General features: G+C 38.4%; 17 protein-coding genes. 14 read left to right on the top strand and 3 right to left on the bottom strand.

Translation table 11 applies throughout. The features are described from left to right. Positions 1-244 precede the first annotated feature (244 nt). Positions 245-1,702, top strand: a complete 1,458-nt coding sequence (gene pyk, locus ACYVFA_RS03520; protein ID WP_460470410.1) for a pyruvate kinase — start codon at positions 245-247, stop codon at positions 1,700-1,702. Between the two features lie 66 nt (positions 1,703-1,768). Here the strand turns inward: pyk and dinB are convergent, their stop codons facing one another. Next, positions 1,769-2,809, bottom strand: coding sequence for a DNA polymerase IV (gene dinB / locus ACYVFA_RS03515; RefSeq protein ID WP_460470409.1), 1,041 nt, complete (start codon positions 2,807-2,809; stop codon positions 1,769-1,771). 171 nt (positions 2,810-2,980) lie between these two features. Here dinB and ACYVFA_RS03510 point away from each other — a divergent pair, with 171 nt between their 5' ends. From ACYVFA_RS03510 to ACYVFA_RS03495, 4 genes are all read left to right on the top strand, one after another. Beyond that, complete coding sequence (locus ACYVFA_RS03510) at positions 2,981-3,565, top strand: hypothetical protein (RefSeq protein ID WP_460470408.1); 585 nt, start codon at positions 2,981-2,983, stop codon at positions 3,563-3,565. 107 nt (positions 3,566-3,672) lie between these two features. After that, on the top strand, positions 3,673-4,353 hold the full coding sequence (locus ACYVFA_RS03505) for a hypothetical protein (protein ID WP_460470407.1): 681 nt from the start codon (positions 3,673-3,675) through the stop codon (positions 4,351-4,353). 166 nt (positions 4,354-4,519) lie between these two features. Next, on the top strand, positions 4,520-4,963 hold the full coding sequence (locus tag ACYVFA_RS03500) for a hypothetical protein (RefSeq protein WP_460470406.1): 444 nt from the start codon (positions 4,520-4,522) through the stop codon (positions 4,961-4,963). A 171-nt stretch (positions 4,964-5,134) separates the two neighbouring features. Next, a complete protein-coding gene (locus tag ACYVFA_RS03495) occupies positions 5,135-5,869 on the top strand; it encodes a glycosyltransferase family 2 protein (protein ID WP_460470405.1) in 735 nt (244 codons plus the stop codon). Positions 5,870-5,910: 41 nt separating this feature from the next. On the opposite strand, the gene ACYVFA_RS03490 is transcribed toward ACYVFA_RS03495, so the two are convergent. Continuing rightward, positions 5,911-7,527: an amidohydrolase family protein gene (locus ACYVFA_RS03490; RefSeq protein ID WP_460470404.1), complete on the bottom strand. Its 1,617-nt coding sequence runs from the start codon at positions 7,525-7,527 to the stop codon at positions 5,911-5,913. 196 nt (positions 7,528-7,723) lie between these two features. On the opposite strand from ACYVFA_RS03490, the gene ACYVFA_RS03485 reads away from it, so the two are divergent. Both ACYVFA_RS03485 and ACYVFA_RS03480 read left to right on the top strand, forming a co-directional pair. Continuing rightward, the gene (locus ACYVFA_RS03485; protein WP_460470403.1) at positions 7,724-8,518 is read left to right on the top strand and encodes a sulfite exporter TauE/SafE family protein; all 795 of its coding nucleotides are present in this window, start codon (positions 7,724-7,726) and stop codon (positions 8,516-8,518) included. A gap of 6 nt (positions 8,519-8,524) precedes the next feature. Beyond that, positions 8,525-8,905, top strand: coding sequence for a DUF983 domain-containing protein (locus ACYVFA_RS03480; RefSeq protein ID WP_460470402.1), 381 nt, complete (start codon positions 8,525-8,527; stop codon positions 8,903-8,905). A gap of 9 nt (positions 8,906-8,914) precedes the next feature. On the opposite strand, the gene ACYVFA_RS03475 is transcribed toward ACYVFA_RS03480, so the two are convergent. After that, positions 8,915-10,060 carry a carbon-nitrogen hydrolase family protein gene (locus tag ACYVFA_RS03475; protein WP_460470401.1) on the bottom strand — a complete coding sequence of 382 codons (1,146 nt, stop codon included), beginning with the start codon at positions 10,058-10,060 and terminating at the stop codon, positions 8,915-8,917. 159 nt (positions 10,061-10,219) lie between these two features. Here ACYVFA_RS03475 and purQ point away from each other — a divergent pair, with 159 nt between their 5' ends. From purQ to ACYVFA_RS03440, 7 genes are all read left to right on the top strand, one after another. Then, positions 10,220-10,906 (top strand): phosphoribosylformylglycinamidine synthase subunit PurQ, encoded by a 687-nt coding sequence (gene purQ, locus ACYVFA_RS03470; protein WP_460470400.1) that lies wholly within the window; start codon positions 10,220-10,222, stop codon positions 10,904-10,906. A gap of 2 nt (positions 10,907-10,908) precedes the next feature. Then, a complete protein-coding gene (udk, locus tag ACYVFA_RS03465) occupies positions 10,909-11,523 on the top strand; it encodes a uridine kinase family protein (protein ID WP_460470399.1) in 615 nt (204 codons plus the stop codon). 124 nt (positions 11,524-11,647) lie between these two features. Continuing rightward, on the top strand, positions 11,648-12,460 hold the full coding sequence (locus ACYVFA_RS03460; RefSeq protein ID WP_460470398.1) for a hypothetical protein: 813 nt from the start codon (positions 11,648-11,650) through the stop codon (positions 12,458-12,460). A 182-nt stretch (positions 12,461-12,642) separates the two neighbouring features. Continuing rightward, positions 12,643-13,950, top strand: a complete 1,308-nt coding sequence (locus tag ACYVFA_RS03455; RefSeq protein ID WP_460470397.1) for a cryptochrome/deoxyribodipyrimidine photo-lyase family protein — start codon at positions 12,643-12,645, stop codon at positions 13,948-13,950. A gap of 101 nt (positions 13,951-14,051) precedes the next feature. Continuing rightward, complete coding sequence (locus ACYVFA_RS03450) at positions 14,052-14,633, top strand: LemA family protein (protein WP_460470396.1); 582 nt, start codon at positions 14,052-14,054, stop codon at positions 14,631-14,633. Between the two features lie 87 nt (positions 14,634-14,720). Then, a complete protein-coding gene (locus ACYVFA_RS03445) occupies positions 14,721-15,155 on the top strand; it encodes a TPM domain-containing protein (RefSeq protein ID WP_460470395.1) in 435 nt (144 codons plus the stop codon). Positions 15,156-15,163: 8 nt separating this feature from the next. Beyond that, complete coding sequence (locus ACYVFA_RS03440; protein WP_460470394.1) at positions 15,164-15,922, top strand: TPM domain-containing protein; 759 nt, start codon at positions 15,164-15,166, stop codon at positions 15,920-15,922. The last annotated feature ends 217 nt before the right edge of the window (positions 15,923-16,139 follow it).

Below are 16,139 nucleotides of genomic sequence, written 5' to 3'. Positions count from 1 at the left end.
TTTTCTTCTATAATACGAATAACCTGATGATAAGGACTATTTGTCTAATTTAATATATCTGCCATACTTTGTTTATTATAATTTAATAAAGCAATAAATGATTGACTATAAATTGTTTAGCCTATTGCTTTTTTCAGTTTTTTAGAATTGAATTATAGATTTCAAATTACTTTATTCGGTAATTCTCATAAATAGTTATTACTTTTGCGAGATTCTCAAGGCAAAGAAATATTTTATTTTAAATATGCACAGAAAAACCAAAATTGTAGCTACCGTAGGGCCTGCTTCAGAAAGTGAAGAAATGATACTGGCCTTAGCCAAAGCTGGCGTAAATGTTTTCCGTTTAAACTTCTCACATGGAACACACGAAGATCATCAGGCACGTATTGACCGAATTCGCAAAGTAAATGCCGAGCATGGTTTCAAATGTGCCATCTTACAGGATTTACAAGGGCCGAAAATCAGAATTGGTTTAATGGAGAAAGGAAATGAGGGAGTTGAGATTTTTGCAGGTGATAAATTAGTTTTTACCAACGAAGATATAGTAGGAAATGGCCAACGTGTAAGTACACCATATAAAGGTATGTACAGAGACGTACAATTGGGTGAAAGAATTTTGATGGACGATGGTAAACTAGAAGTAAAGGTAGTAGGCGTTGATGGGATGGACGTAATTACCGAAGTAGTTTACGGTGGTCTATTGAAACAAAAGAAAGGTGTAAACCTTCCGAATACCAATATTTCGCAACCATCAGTTACTGACAAAGACTGGGAAGATCTGAAATTTGGTTTGAAAAATGATGTAGACTGGATTGCGCTATCGTTTGTGAGAACAGCGGAAGAAATTATAGATATCCAGAAGTATATTCGGGAACAAGGCAGCGAAGCAAAAGTAATTGCTAAAATGGAAAAACCAGAAGCAGTTACGAATATGGATTCTATCATTGCCGCTACTGATGGTATCATGGTCGCTCGTGGTGATTTGGGTGTTGAGATTCCATCGGAAGATGTGCCTATGATTCAGAAACGTATGGTCGAAAAATCAAATCTGGCAGCTAAACCAGTAATTGTTGCTACACAAATGCTTGAAAGCATGATTGACAGCCCTCGCCCGACACGTGCCGAGGTAGGTGACGTAGCCAATGCCGTATTAGATGGTGCTGATGCTGTGATGTTAAGTGCAGAAAGTGCCTCGGGTAAATACCCGATATTGGCCGTACAAACAATGGTTAATACTATTCTGAAAGTAGAGCACGATGAAGACGCAGATGCTAAGAAATTGTATTATCGCCATCATACACGTGTTACTGAGGCTGATTATGTATCGGATGAAAAAGAAAATGATAATGTAGTAATGACTGCATCCAGATTAGCCCGTGACCTAAGAGTAAAAGCTATTATCGGCATTACTACTTCGGGTTATACAGCGGTTCGTTTGTCTCATCACAGACCGAAAGCTAATACATTTATTTTCACAGGTAACGAAAAACTTTTGACTCAATTGAGCCTTTACTCAGGTATCAATGCGTTTAAATACAATCACCTACAAGATAAAACTGTAGAAGAAGTGGTAGCTAATATCCGCGATTTTCTGGTAGAAAAAGGAGAGTTAGAAACCGGTGATTTGTTTATCAATACCCTAAGCATGCCTTTACAGGAAAACAATCGTACGAATACGATAAAGCTTAGCAAAGTAGAATAATACTAATCTGAATCAAATACATAGAAGGGCTCATCTTAACAGATGGGCTTTTTTATTGCCCTTAGCTTAGAAGCTTAAGGTTAATTGCCGGCCCAGCATCTCATCTTCAAATTCTAGGTTAGATAAGTAAATTCCTAGCAAACGCACACCTTTGGGCATAGGAAGTAAGGCATGAAGCATTTCGTATGAGATTTTTGCGAGCAATTTCTCTTCCAGAATAGGCAATTGAGAAGTACGGCTACGGGTGATGCTTTCAAAATCGGCGAATTTTATCTTTAAGGTGATAGTTTTGCCATAGGCTTTTATTCTCGTCATGCGTCGCCAGATTTGCTCTAGAATATCGTCTATTTCTCTGTACAAGTCGTCAGGCTCAGTAAAATCTCTATCAAACGTATTCTCTACACCGATAGACTTTCTGATGCGGTCGGGACTTACCTGTCGGTTATCCAGCCCTTGCGCTATTTCGAAATAATACCTACCTACTTTACCGAAATGATTGGTCAGGAAATCTATGCTTTTAGCTTTCAGGTCTTTGCCTGTAAAAATGCCCATTTTGTGCATTTTCTCTGCTGTTACTCTCCCAATGCCGTGAAACTTGTTGATTTCCAGTTCTTCTACAAACTTTTCAGCTTGGGCTGGTTTTATCACGAATAAGCCATCCGGTTTCTTATAGTCTGAGGCTATCTTGGCTAAAAACTTATTGACCGAAACGCCAGCTGATGCCGTTAAACCTGTTTTTTCTTTGATACGTACTTTTATTTCCTGTGCTATCTCTGTAGCCGTATCCATACCTTTCAGGTTCTCGGTTACATCCAGATAAGCTTCATCTAAAGAGAGTGGCTCAACCAAAGGTGTATATTCCAGAAAAATTTCTCTGATTTCGTTGGATACCTGCTTATAGACTTCAAATCGTGGCCTCACAAAAATCAATTGCGGACATTTTTGCTTGGCAATCCGGGAAGACATAGCCGACCGAACGCCAAATTTCCGGGCTTCATAACTGGCAGCGGCTACCACGCCACGTTCACTGCTTCCACCTACGGCAATCGGTTTGCCTCGCAAATCGGCAAAATCTCTTTGCTCTACCGAAGCGTAGAAAGCATCCATATCGATATGTATGATTTTGCGAGTCAATTTGGAGATTATGGAGTTTATAAATTAACCTAAGAAAAAATACCAAAAAATAATTAATAAGACAGAACTCTTGTCTAGCTAAGCGATATTTGTGAATTTTGCAATTAACTGTGACTCTATTTGTTCCTATTTTATTTCATTAACATGAAGCTGTTCCTTTTTTGTCTATTTCTTCAGTTATTTTTTGCCTTTTCTACGTTTGCTCAAGATATTATAGAATGGTCTCCTGATTATAAAGTAACAATTGCTGATTTTAAATCTAAATCAACTCAGATTGGCGATGTAAATCATTACAGTGTTTTGCTTGCTGCCCGTATGGACTTTTCTTTTTATATGAGTTCGTATGAATTTATGTTTACTAAGAATTTCAATTCAAAAGTTGCAACAATCTTTACAAAAAGCGCCTCTGTGCTTATTGCTCCAGATAGTATTTTTTCCCTAAAACTTGTAAAATATGCGCAATTGAGTTTTGATTTAACTGAACTGTACGCCAGAAAATTCAGAAAAAACTTATACGAAAGCAAAGGATTTTTATCGGAAGTAAACTTTTTTCAGGAGGCATATAAACCAATAGAAATAGAATATAATGCAAAAATTGCTGAGATAGGAAAATTAACAAACTTGGGACAATCTGAAACCAGTATAGAAGAGGCACATCAGCTGATATTAAAAGAGATAGAAGAGTTACCCGATTTCTGTAAAACCTGCAAGCCTAAGAAGAAAAAATAATTTCTAGGGAATATCTCCATTATTATTCATCATTTTCGAACATTTGTTCAAAGAGTATTCGCATTAAATTTCGCATTTACCTTATATATTTCAAACATAATCCTTTAATGAAAAGAATTTTATTCTCAATTGCTGTTGTAACTATTTCTCTTTTTCAATTTAGCTGTGGTACAACTGTGCCCTTATTATCAAACCGAAAATCGTATGAAGTTGATACTGCCTCTGTTTATCATTTACCGAGTATGATTACATCCATAGCAAAGGCTAATCGTCAGGAATTTAACGAAATTTACTCAGACTCTTCATTAAACATCAGAAGTCGTGATTTTAATCAACATCTTCCTAAGTATATGACACCTGTATCTTTCGAATTTAAGAATCCAGAAGAAGAACAAGAGATGATTAAAAGTTTTTTTGATATAATAAACATGGTTGAAAGGGAAAAAAAAATTAAAGGAATCAAACTAAGTAGTTACCTGGTCAATTATTTAGAGAGCAAAAACACGAAATATCTTATTCTCACTTTTCAGGCAGGATTCACCCGCACAGCAAGTAATTACGGCACACAAGTAGCCAAAGGTCTTGGTATCGGGCTTCTTACGCTGGGTTTAGTAAGGCCTATACCCATCAAATCTAACTCTACCATTGTTTGTTGCGTATTAGATACAAGAAATAAGAATATTGCTTTCTACAGGAAACGAACCGCTGAGGTTGAACCTGTTGATGAAAAGGTAATTAACCGCCAGATCAGGATTATTATAGATAGTTGGCTTACAGCTAGCCGATGATTGTTTGCTATGTTTCAAATTTTTATTAGTGCACATTATTGTAAATACATTGAAGCTGTGAGAGATCAGAGTAGTTTTAGCTTTTACTCAGATTGGGTTCTTTATGAAAAAAAAAGGAAAGCTATTCATTAACCTTACTTAATATATTTACCCTAAAAATACTACGATGGCGATTCCGAAGAAATTTCTTATAAACAGAGAAGAAGATTATCATACGCATTATATTGGAAAGTACAACAACGGTAATCAGTTTTTTGGTTATGAGACTTTTTTATTTAAGCCACCTCTCCCACCTAATGAAGATTGGCAAAAATACAGGAAAGAGTATGTAGTTTTATATATTTTTGACTACAAAGGTAATTTCATTGATTTTAAGTACTGGTATGCCGGCACAACATCTGAGAATAAAGACACTAATGCAGCTTTAGAACTCATGATTGAAAGTGTAGGGCAGTATGAGTTTTGCGATATTATTGTAAAACCCTTCGAAGTAGAAATTGATGGTGAAATTTTCGGTTTAATTCCAAATGAAGAAGATGAATCTATTGAATTGATGCCAAGTAGTACAATTGCCTTTTTTTCTCCTTGGGATGGTTCCTATGATACATAATTAATAAATTCACCCTTAAATAAGTTTATTGCTATTCTCTGGGTTCCATTTCTTAACCCCATTTTGATTTTACCCTTAGTTTTCAGACCTTTGCGTTTCAATCATTGAACCATACTTCAAGGCTTTTACCTGTTAGAGACCTTGTACCATTTTATATCCGAAGAAAAAATAATGAAACTAAGCGTTGTTATTCCTGCTTATAACGAACAAGAAAGTATTCCTGAAACACTTCGCGCTTTATACGCTACGCTCAAAAAATACGATATTCCGCACGAAATCTGGGTAACGAATGATAATTCGAAAGACCAGACGTTGAATGTATTACATGAACTTTCGAGAGAGATTCCAACCTTAGTTTTTGAAACCAATAAAGGGCCTAATGGATTCGGGTATGCCGTTCGCTATGGATTAGAACGCTTTTCAGGTGATTGCGTAGCCGTTTTTATGGCCGATATGTCTGACGACCCGGAAGATTTAGTACAATACTACAAAACCATGCTTAGTGAGAATGTAGACGCAGTATATGGTAGCCGTTGGGTAAAAGGAGGAAAAGTGATCGATTATCCGCCTTTAAAGAAGTTTATTAACCGTATCGCCAATTTCATTATTAAAAACATGATGGGTATCAAGTATAACGATACCACGAATGCTTTTAAACTCTATAAAAGAGAAACCATTGAGGGCATCAAGCCCTTTTTATCTCCTCACTTCAATTTAACGGTTGAGCTGCCACTCAAAGCTATTGTAAGAGGTTATACCTATGCCGTGGTGCCTAATAGCTGGACAAACCGCAAATACGGTGAATCGAAATTGAAGATTAAAGAAATGGGTAGCAGGTATTTCTTTATCCTGATGTATTGCTGGATTGAGAAACACTTCTCTCGTGGAGATTATATGAAGAAATAAAAAGAAAGGCTCTTAGCGAAAACTAAGAGCCTTTTTTATGATTATTGATTCTTTTCAGAACCCTGTATTTTAGAAGCGCCTTTCTGCGGAAGACCCGGCTGTGTAATTTCAAAGTTTTCTTTAGCTTTGGCATCTGCTACAATTTTGCGTACATCAGCTAAAAGTTTTTTGGCATCATATACTACTCCATCTTTTACAGTATATTTTACGCCACCAACTCTCACTACCTCGTTCTTCTCATTTACTCTGATTGCGCCTGTACCGTAAAGAGTTTTCAAATTGGCCAATGGGTTTTCTTCAGTTATCACGAAATCAGCAAATTTACCTACTTCTACAGTACCAATCTGGTCGGCCATGCCCAAAGCTTCTGCTCCTTTCAAAGTAGCGGCCCTGATTACTTCTAACGGGTGGAATCCTGCTTCGCGTAATAATTCTAATTCTCTGATATAAGCAAAGCCATATAGTTGATAAATAAATCCTGAATCTGAACCTGTGGTTACACGTCCGCCTCGGTTTTTATATTCATTCACAAAACGCATCCAGATACGGTAATTTTCTTTCCAGGCTACTTCCTGCTCTGTTCCCCAGTTAAGCCAATAAGACCCATGAGAAAGGCGACTTGGGCCATAAAAACGCCAAACCGAAGGCAAAGTATATTCATCATGCCATTCTGCCCTGCGAGCCAGCATCAATTCACGGTTTGCCTCATAGATGTTAAAGGTTGGATCAAGCGTAAAATCCAGTTTCAACAACTCATCCATTACCTGATACCATTTGGCCGACCCCGGTTCTGCTGCTTGTTTCCATAGCTTTCCGGCTTCTTCAAAACGGTTTTGCTCGTTATTATAATTATAATCCGGCGGATAGTTCTGTAAAGTCCTTTCGTCAAATAGAGCTTCCGGTAAACCATACCAGTGTTCCATGGTTGTTAAGCCTGCTTTAGCAGTAGCCAATACATTCATACGCCCTACTTCTAATTGAGCATGATGGCACGCTGATCGTAAACCTATTTTCTTATTCTCTTCCAAAGCTGCTCTGAATACATCAGGCGATGCGCCAAAGAACTTGATACCGTCAGCTCCTTTCGCTGCATTGTCTCTTACCCATTGGCGAGCTTCTTCGGGTGTATTAATTGGTTTGTCTGACCCCATGCCAAAGGCAGTATAAGCTTTGATACGTGGAGCCGTTATTTCATTCTTTTCGCTTTTCTTTTTCTGGTCGAGTGTCCAATCTAAACCATTTCCTGCCGAAGGGTCACGTATAGTGGTAATACCATGCGCTAACCATAGCTTAAAAACATATTCTGCCGGAGTACCTTGTGATTTCCCTCCTATATGGCCGTGCATATCTACAAAGCCCGGCATCAGATACATGCCTGTACAATCTAATTCCTTATCGCCTGCATTCAGTTTCGGGCGTCGGCCTTCTTCAATAGGCACACCCGGATAACCTACCTGACGAATCTGAGCAATTTTGTTTTTTTCTACTACAATATCAACCGGACCAACTGGTGGCGCACCAGTACTATTGATTAATATAACGCCTCTGATAATTAAACGATTGGCATATTCGCCCTCGGCTCTTGGTGGAGCTTTTTCAATCTGGGCGACTAAAGTAGTTGTAATGAAGCTGAGGAGAAATGTAATTTTTTTATGCATAGTTAGTTCAGGTTTTTAACAAAAATAATCAGGTTTTGGTATAATTCTATTGGAATCTAAAAAATAATCAATTTGAAAGTGGCTATATTCGAAAAATACAATCTTATTTCGGCAATTTCATTCCATTTCCTTAAATTGCACCATTTTTCCACCATATGAATCTTCGAAAAAGACAAAGGTTCTCTCATTCAAATCTATGGAAATAATAGGCTTTGGCTTGGCTTTTTTGATTGGAATTACCCTGGGATTGATTGGTGCCGGAGGCTCTATTCTTACCGTAACTGTATTGGTATACATCATGGGTATCAGTCCAACTACGGCTACTACTTACTCGCTTTTTATTGTAGGTGTTAGTTCACTAGTAGGCTCTATTGATTATTTAAGAAAAGGGTTAATTGATGTTCGTAAGGGATTATATTTCTCTTTTCCTGCCTTTATTATGGTATTTATTATGCGGAAATTTATAATGCACCGCATTCCAGAGGTAATCTATCAGTTTGAAAGCTTCACTTTTACCAAAAACCTGATGGTGATGTTGCTTTTTGGTTTGCTGATGATTGGAGCCTCTTATTCCGTTATCAAAACCCGTAAGGAAGCCAAAGAATTGATAAAACCGAACGTAAGCTATTGGATTATATTTCTGGAGGGTATAATCGTAGGGATATTAACCGGGTTTGTTGGTGCAGGTGGCGGTTTCATGATTATTCCGGCTTTGGTTATTTTTGCCCAGTTACCGATGAAAGAGGCCGTAGGAACCTCATTATTAATTATTACCATTAATTCTTTGTTCGGAGCAATAGGCGATTTCTCAGCCGGTGTCGTATTAGATTGGGGATTTCTTCTGAAATTTGTGGGATGCACCATTAGTGGTGTATTGGTGGGTAGTTATTTATCAAAAAGAGTAGACGGAGAGAAACTAAAACCGGCTTTCGGTTGGTTTATCCTAGTAATGGGCTGTTGGATTATTATTAAAGAAACGCTATTAAAGTAAAACCAGATGAATAAAGTAGAAGCTGCTATCCGAATGAAATGCCCTCGGTGCCATGAGGGAGAGGTTTTTGAAACCAAAAACCCTTACAACCTGAGCAAAATGACGGCCATGTATAAGCATTGCCCGAAATGTGGCTTAAAGTACGAAAAAGAAATAGGCTTTTTCTATGGCGCTATGTATGTAAGCTATATGTTTAATATCGCCTTATTTGTAATCGCAACAGTAGCCTATTACTTATTCTTTGAAGAACGTGTATACTGGCTCTGGTATATTCTGGCGTATCTGGCGCTTACTTTTCTTTTGTTTCCTTTTCTGTATCGTTTATCCCGTTCTATCTGGTTACAGGCTTTTAATAAGTATGAGCCGGGTAAAGTTGGCCATAAATAATTTTCTTAATTACAACCAAAGATTAATCAAAGCCGACTTACCAACATAAGGCGTAGCCCGTGCCGAATCGCTCAGCACAATCGTTGAGCCATCGGCACCTAAATCCCATAAGTTGCCTTGTAGAAAAACGTTGATACCTTTTCTAACGCCGGCTTCGGTTTTGGCGCGTGTGCCCATGGCATATTTTACCCATGCCTCACCCAGAGAGATTTTACCTACATCTGTTTTTGCTTCTTCAGGTGTTTCTGCACCTGAATAGCCATTCCAGGGTTTGTTCCAATAACCAACTCCATTAGAATAAGACGGAGTTATCACAAAATCAACTTGTTTGGTTTTTAACACTTTGTAAGCATCAGAAAACCATGCATCGGCACAGATTAATACACCCATACGACCAATCGGCGTTTGAAAGACCGGAATTGATTTTGGGTTTACTGGACAAATAAATCCTAATTCATCTGCTGTTGGGAATGCTTTCTTGATTAATCTTGAATTGATTTGTCCGTCAAATTCAAAAACTGCTGAGGTATTATATAATAGTCCGCTTCCTGTTTTTAGCATCCCATATTCTACGCTTGGTTCGGGTAATAAAATAGAACCTCCTACAATTGTTACCTGATATTCTTTGGCTAATGCCGAAAAGACCTCCTGATAAACTCTGGCAATTGTCGGTGCTTTCATGGCAAAAACACTGTATTTTACCTTGTCTTTTACCGAATCAGGGCTGCTTATATAGGTTTTAGCGAACTTACCGATATTCCGCATTACCATTGTTTGTAAACCCTCTTCAATTTTTGGCGTTTGATAAATGCTTTCTTTTTCATCTAACGTTACCAGCCACGTGCCGAAGTATTCAGGAAAAACCACAATTGTTTTTTTCGGAATCAACCAGCCTTTCTTTTTTGCTTCTGCCAGATAAAAGCGTACTTTCTTGCTGAAGTTTTCCTTTGAAGCATAATCAATCGGCTCCATAAAAGCTTGTACGCCTAGTAGATTACCCTTATTGCTTGAGTCACCAAATGCTTCTGTTGCATCTAATCTCAGGGTTTGCGGGGCATTTGATCCAAGCCCGATATTTGCCCATGCCAAATAGATAATTATTAGCAGAAAAAGCGTTGTTGCCAGATAAAACGATACTTTTTTAGCAGTTTTCATCAGGATAATGTAAGTAAAGGTTGATATACGATAATATTTGATAGCAATTTCTGAAAATTATTAGGCTATATCCTATAGTTTTTTCGTAATTTTGTGTAAAAATTCTTTTCATTCAAATTCAAATCAATCCTATAGAAACATCTTCGGGATTTGTAGCTTATGAAATTCGGCGTAGTAGTATTTCCTGGTTCTAACTGTGAAGACGATACCGTTTTTACACTCCGACACAACCTCGGACAAGAAATCGTTAAACTTTGGCACAAAGACCACGACCTGCAAGGGTGTGACTTTATCATATTACCGGGTGGATTCTCTTATGGAGACTACCTGCGTTCGGGTGCCATTGCACGTTTCTCTCCTATCATGAATGAAGTGATTGAACATGCCAATAAAGGAGGATATGTGATGGGTATCTGTAACGGATTTCAGATTTTAGCTGAGGCTGGATTGGTACCGGGAGCTTTATTGAGAAATATTGAGCGTAAATATATCTGTAGTAATATCTATCTGAAACCGCAAAGCAGTTCAGCATTGCTAACAGCAGGATTAGAAGACAGAGCTTATAAAATACCAATCGCGCATGGCGATGGCCGTTATTTTGCCGATGAAGATACTTTAAAGCAAATCAACGACAACGATCAGGTATTATTCCGCTATTGTGATGAATTGGGCAATATCGTACCGGAAGCTAATCATAATGGAAGTATCCAGAATATTGCAGGTGTAACTAATGCCGGAAAAAATGTATTTGGTATGATGCCTCACCCTGAGCGTGCCTCTGACGAAGCTTTGGGCAATATTGACGGACGATTTATTCTGGAACAAGTTATACAAGTTTTAGCTTGAGTATGAAAAAACCATTTATTGTTGGTATTACGGGTGGAAGTGCGTCAGGAAAAACCTATTTTTTGCATCAACTCTTAAGTTCTTTTTCTCCTGAGGAAACTTGCCTGATTTCTCAGGATAATTATTACCGTCAGAAGGCTATGGTGCCTAAAGATGTGAATAATGTGGAGAATTACGATTTACCGGAGGCTTTTGACTTTGAGTTATATGCCCAACACGTTGAGGATCTGAAAAACGGAAAGGTGGTTCAGCAGAAAGAGTATACTTTCAATAATCCGGCGGTTGTGCCAAATATGCTTACGTTTAACCCTGCACCAATTATTGTAGTCGAAGGTATTTTTGTTTTCCATTCGCCTGAATTATCCCGCCAGCTTGATTTAAAGGTATTTATTGATGCCCGCGAGCACGTAAAAATCAAGCGTCGGATTATCAGAGACGGAAATGAGCGCGGATATGACCTGACCGATGTTTTATACAGATGGGAAAACCACGTAGCGCCTACTTACGAAAAATTTATCGAGCCTACCAAATATGATGCCGATATCATCATAAACAACAATACTCACTTCGAAAAAGGTCTGGGCATCTTAACAGCCTTCTTAAAGACCAAATTATAAGTCATTTAGCCCTCTTTTCAGAGGGCTTTTTTGTGCTATTAAAAGTCCCTCCCTCCGGCAAAACAGGCACGTTTTTTGCTTTATTTTCAATTGCTATTGAAAGAATCTTTACTATAAACATTACATGAAACGTTTTGCCATCATTCTGGCTATATCCCTTTTGGGATTTATAGTCTCTTGTACGCGCGTTGGAGACGGCGACATTGACCCCGATGCTTTATCGAAATTAGCGAAATGCCCGCTCAAAAGCGTTACTTCCGGAGCAGGAGCACCAGTATTTTCATTTGAATACACCCTTGGTCGTATCAAAAGAATTGTTACCCGCGAAAACGGCGAAGTCTCTACTGTTTTTACTTATAATATCAAAAACAAAGTAGATAAGATGGTAATTGAGTCTGATGCTTCGTCAGACCAGTACTCAGTTGTTTTTGAATATGACGCTGCCGGAAAAATCATCAAATCAAAGACTTCTATCAGAGACTATCAGTTCATGACGAATGAGTTTACTTATGAGGGGGAGAATATTGTAGGAGTTAAAACGCAATTTGATATTTTTGGAAGTACAGCAAAAGGCACTACCAGAGTAGAGTACCTGGGAGAGAATGTTTCTAAAGTATACACTCAAATAGACGGTTATCCAGAATTACTTACCTTTGAAGGAGTAAGCTATGATAATAAACCACAATATCTGCCAAGTGGCTACCGTACAATGGCCTTAGGGTTTATAGGTCTGGCCAATAATTTCTTCGCATCATTGGGTAAAAATAATCCAACTATGGTAAAGATTTATGATGATAACGGGAAGCTAAACGAGACTACTCAAACGAACTATCAATATGATAAAAGTGGTATTGTAACCAATGCCGACCAAACATTGATTGATGCCAATAATGTAAAAACATCAAGAAAAATCGCCTTTGAGTTTGTTTGCTTATAAGACTGAATTCAGCTCCTCCATAAGCCATCCGCACGGCGTCCGTTTTTTTTATTTATGTAATTAAGGTTTGAAAAGTGTCAGTACCGACAGATATTTGCAACATAAATATTTGTTAGGCTTATTGCTATGCCTCAATATCAGGTTTGAAGCAATAGACATAATCATTTATCTTAATTACACTCATGCAAAATATAATTTTCTGGTTTAGAAACGATTTGAGATTACACGATAATGAGGCTTTTTTGGAGGCTTCAAAAGCTGGTAACGTGATTCCGGTTTATGTTTTTGATACACGTTATTTTGAAAAAAACTTTCTGGGTTTTAAAAGAACGGGCATTTTCAGAACAAAGTTTTTATTAGAAACCGTTGAAGATTTAAGAAAAAACCTACAAGAAAAAGGTTCAGATCTAATTATAAGAGTCGGCCATGCCGAAGAAATCATTGCAAAAATAGCCGAAGATTTACAAGCGGCTGCTGTATTTGCCAGTAAGGAGGTAACGCAGGATGAAACAACTATTGAGGCACAGCTCTCTAAAACACTAAAACCGCTTAATATAGATATTGACCTTATCTGGTCGGCTACTCTTTTCCACGCACGCGATTTACCTTTCCAGATTAATTTCCTGCCTAAAGTTTTTACTGATTTCAGAAAAAAGATAGAAACAGCTACCAAGGTTCGTAAAACGTTCGATGAGCCTGCACAATTACCAAAAGTTGAGGGTATTGAGCCCGGCAACATTCCTACTTATCTGGAATTAGGCTTTGAGGCAGAACCTATAATAGATGAGCGCTCAGCATTTAACTTTAAAGGCGGCGAAACTGAAGGTTTAAAGCGCCTGAACGAGTATATCTGGGAGAAAGACTTACTTAAAAATTACAAAGAGACCCGCAACGGATTAATCGGAGAGGATTATTCTTCTAAAATATCCCCTTGGTTAAGTCTGGGATGTGTGTCTCCCCGCAAAATATATGAAGAGGTGAAAAAGTATGAAGTTGAGGTAATAGCTAATGACTCAACCTACTGGTTGATTTTTGAGTTGTTGTGGCGTGATTATTTCTATTTCACAGCGCTGAAACACGGGACTCGTATGTTTAAGGCCAGCGGTATTAAAAACGATCTGATGAAACAATGGAGCCGGAATAAAGCGACTTTTCAAACATGGGTAAAAGGAGAAACAGGTGTTCCTTTCATTGATGCCAATATGCGTGAGATTCAACTGACCGGCTATATGTCTAACCGTGGCAGACAGAATGTGGCCAGTTATTTAGCTAAAGACTTAGGCATTGACTGGACATGGGGAGCGGCTTATTTTGAAAGCATGTTGATTGACTATGATGTTTGTATCAACTGGGGCAATTGGAATTATGTGGCAGGTGTAGGCAATGATCCACAGGATGGCAGAAAGTTTGATGCAGAACAACAAGCTGATTTTTATGACCCTGAGCAGGAATACGTAAAATTGTGGCTAGGCGAAAATATCCATTCATAGAGGTTTTAACCCACTTATACTTATCTATTTCTTGGATATTATTTTCAAATTATTACATTTGAGCAAAATTATTAGTTTAAACACAAAACTCTGTTAAAGTAATGAAAAGAAGCACCTTAATTATAATTGGCGTTGTATTGGTTTTCTGTGTATATGGTTGTTCGTCTTATAACGGACTGGTAAATAAAGACCAGGAAGTAAATGGCAAATGGGCAAATGTACAAACACAATATCAACGTCGTTCAGACTTGATTCCTAACTTAGTAAATACAGTAAAAGGTGCCGCTGACTTTGAAAAAAGTACCTTGACACAAGTAATTGAAGCCCGTGCAAAGGCTACGTCGATGAAAATCAGTCCTGATAATCTGACTCCTGAAAACATTCAGAAATTTCAGGCTGCACAGGATCAACTTAGCGGCGCTTTAAGCCGTTTATTGGTATCAGTAGAGAAATATCCTGATTTAAAAGCCAATCAGAACTTTCTGGAATTGCAGTCTCAGCTAGAAGGTACTGAAAACCGCATTGGTGTTGCCCGCAATGATTTTAACACTTCTGTTCAGGCCTATAACTCTTCGGCATTGAGTTTCCCGACGGTTATTTTCGCTAAGATATTCGGGTTCGACAAGAAAGGATTCTTCCAGGCCTCAGATGCTGCTCAGTCGGCTCCTACGGTTAAGTTCTAATCCCGCAAGCATACAGTATGCACTTACAGGGCCTTATAATCCTGTAAGTGCTATTTATTTTTTCAGAAAATCTTATCTCTTAAAGCCATGTTTCTTACAGAGACCAATAAAGAAAGGATTGTGAAGGCAATCAAAGATGCAGAACTGAATACTTCGGGAGAAATAAAGGTTCATGTAGAAGAAACTTGCCCGACAGAAGACCCTATGGATCGTGCCAAGCAGGTATTTCAGTACTTGTGTATTGATAGAACCGCTCAAAGAAACGGCGTATTATTCTATCTGGCACATGTAAGCCAGAAGTTTGCTATTTTAGGCGATGAGGGCATCGATAAGGTTGTACCTATCAACTTCTGGGAGGGTATCAGAGATAGTATGAGACAGTATTTTTTGCAGGAAGACTTTGCTGGAGGCTTACAGATGGGTATTCGTGAAGCCGGCAATCAGTTAAAGAAATTTTTTCCGTATCGTCAGGACGACATCAATGAGCTTTCTGATGATATTTCAACAGAACCTATACCTTAGCCTATAAAATGTTTAAGAAACTCGTCATATTGATATGCTTGTTGCAAAGCATAGCCTTTGCACAGGATATACCCGAAAAACCAAATCCTGCCAGATTTGTGAATGATTTTGTAGGGGGGCTGTTAAGCCAAAGCGAAACAAGCCAGTTAGAATCAAAATTAAAGGCTTATTATGACTCTACCTCGACTCAGATTGCGATTGTGATTGTTAAGACTGTTCAGCCTTATGATATCAGCGAATATGCCTTTAAACTAGGCCGTGCCTGGGGAGTAGGTGAAAAAGGCAAAAACAACGGGATTATCATCCTCTGGGCTCCGGGCGATAGAAAGGTATTTATTGCCACAGGATATGGCATGGAGGGTTCTATTACTGACGCCTATAGCAAACGCATCATTGAGCAGGATATAAAGCCGAATTTTAAGGAATTGAAGTATTATGAAGGACTTGACGCGGCTGTTGATAAAATCATTCGTTATGCCAAAGGAGAATTTAAGGCAGACCCTGATGATGAAGATGATGGCGGAGGTGCCTTTATTGGTATTCTTATCTTTATTATCATTCTGATTATTGTTTTCTACATTATCGGTAAAAACAATAAGGGCGGGGGTAATAACAGAAACCGTGGAGGTGGCTGGATTCCATATACTACTTATACAGGCTGGGGAAGCTCAACAGGCGGCTGGTCTGGTGGCGGAGGAGGAGGCGGTGGAGGCTTCGACTTCGGCGGAGGAGATTTTGGTGGCGGTGGTGCTGGAGGAGACTATTAAGGGTAACTCCTTAAATTTAAGTAAAAGGCTTGAATTTTATCCCGTAAGGATGGTATATCGATAGAAAAGATTAATAACAAATAAATTAGAAGTCCCGTATGGACGGTATATTAAAAAATATATCGTCCATACGGGACTTCTTACTTCGCTTCTATATGCCTTTCTACCGATATACCATCCCTACGGGATTACCTATTTGACGAATAATAGATTGATT

This window comes from Emticicia fontis, assembly GCF_054779675.1.
The sequence above is the reverse complement of the archived record's forward strand: the minus strand, read 5'-3'. Positions and strand labels throughout refer to the sequence as shown.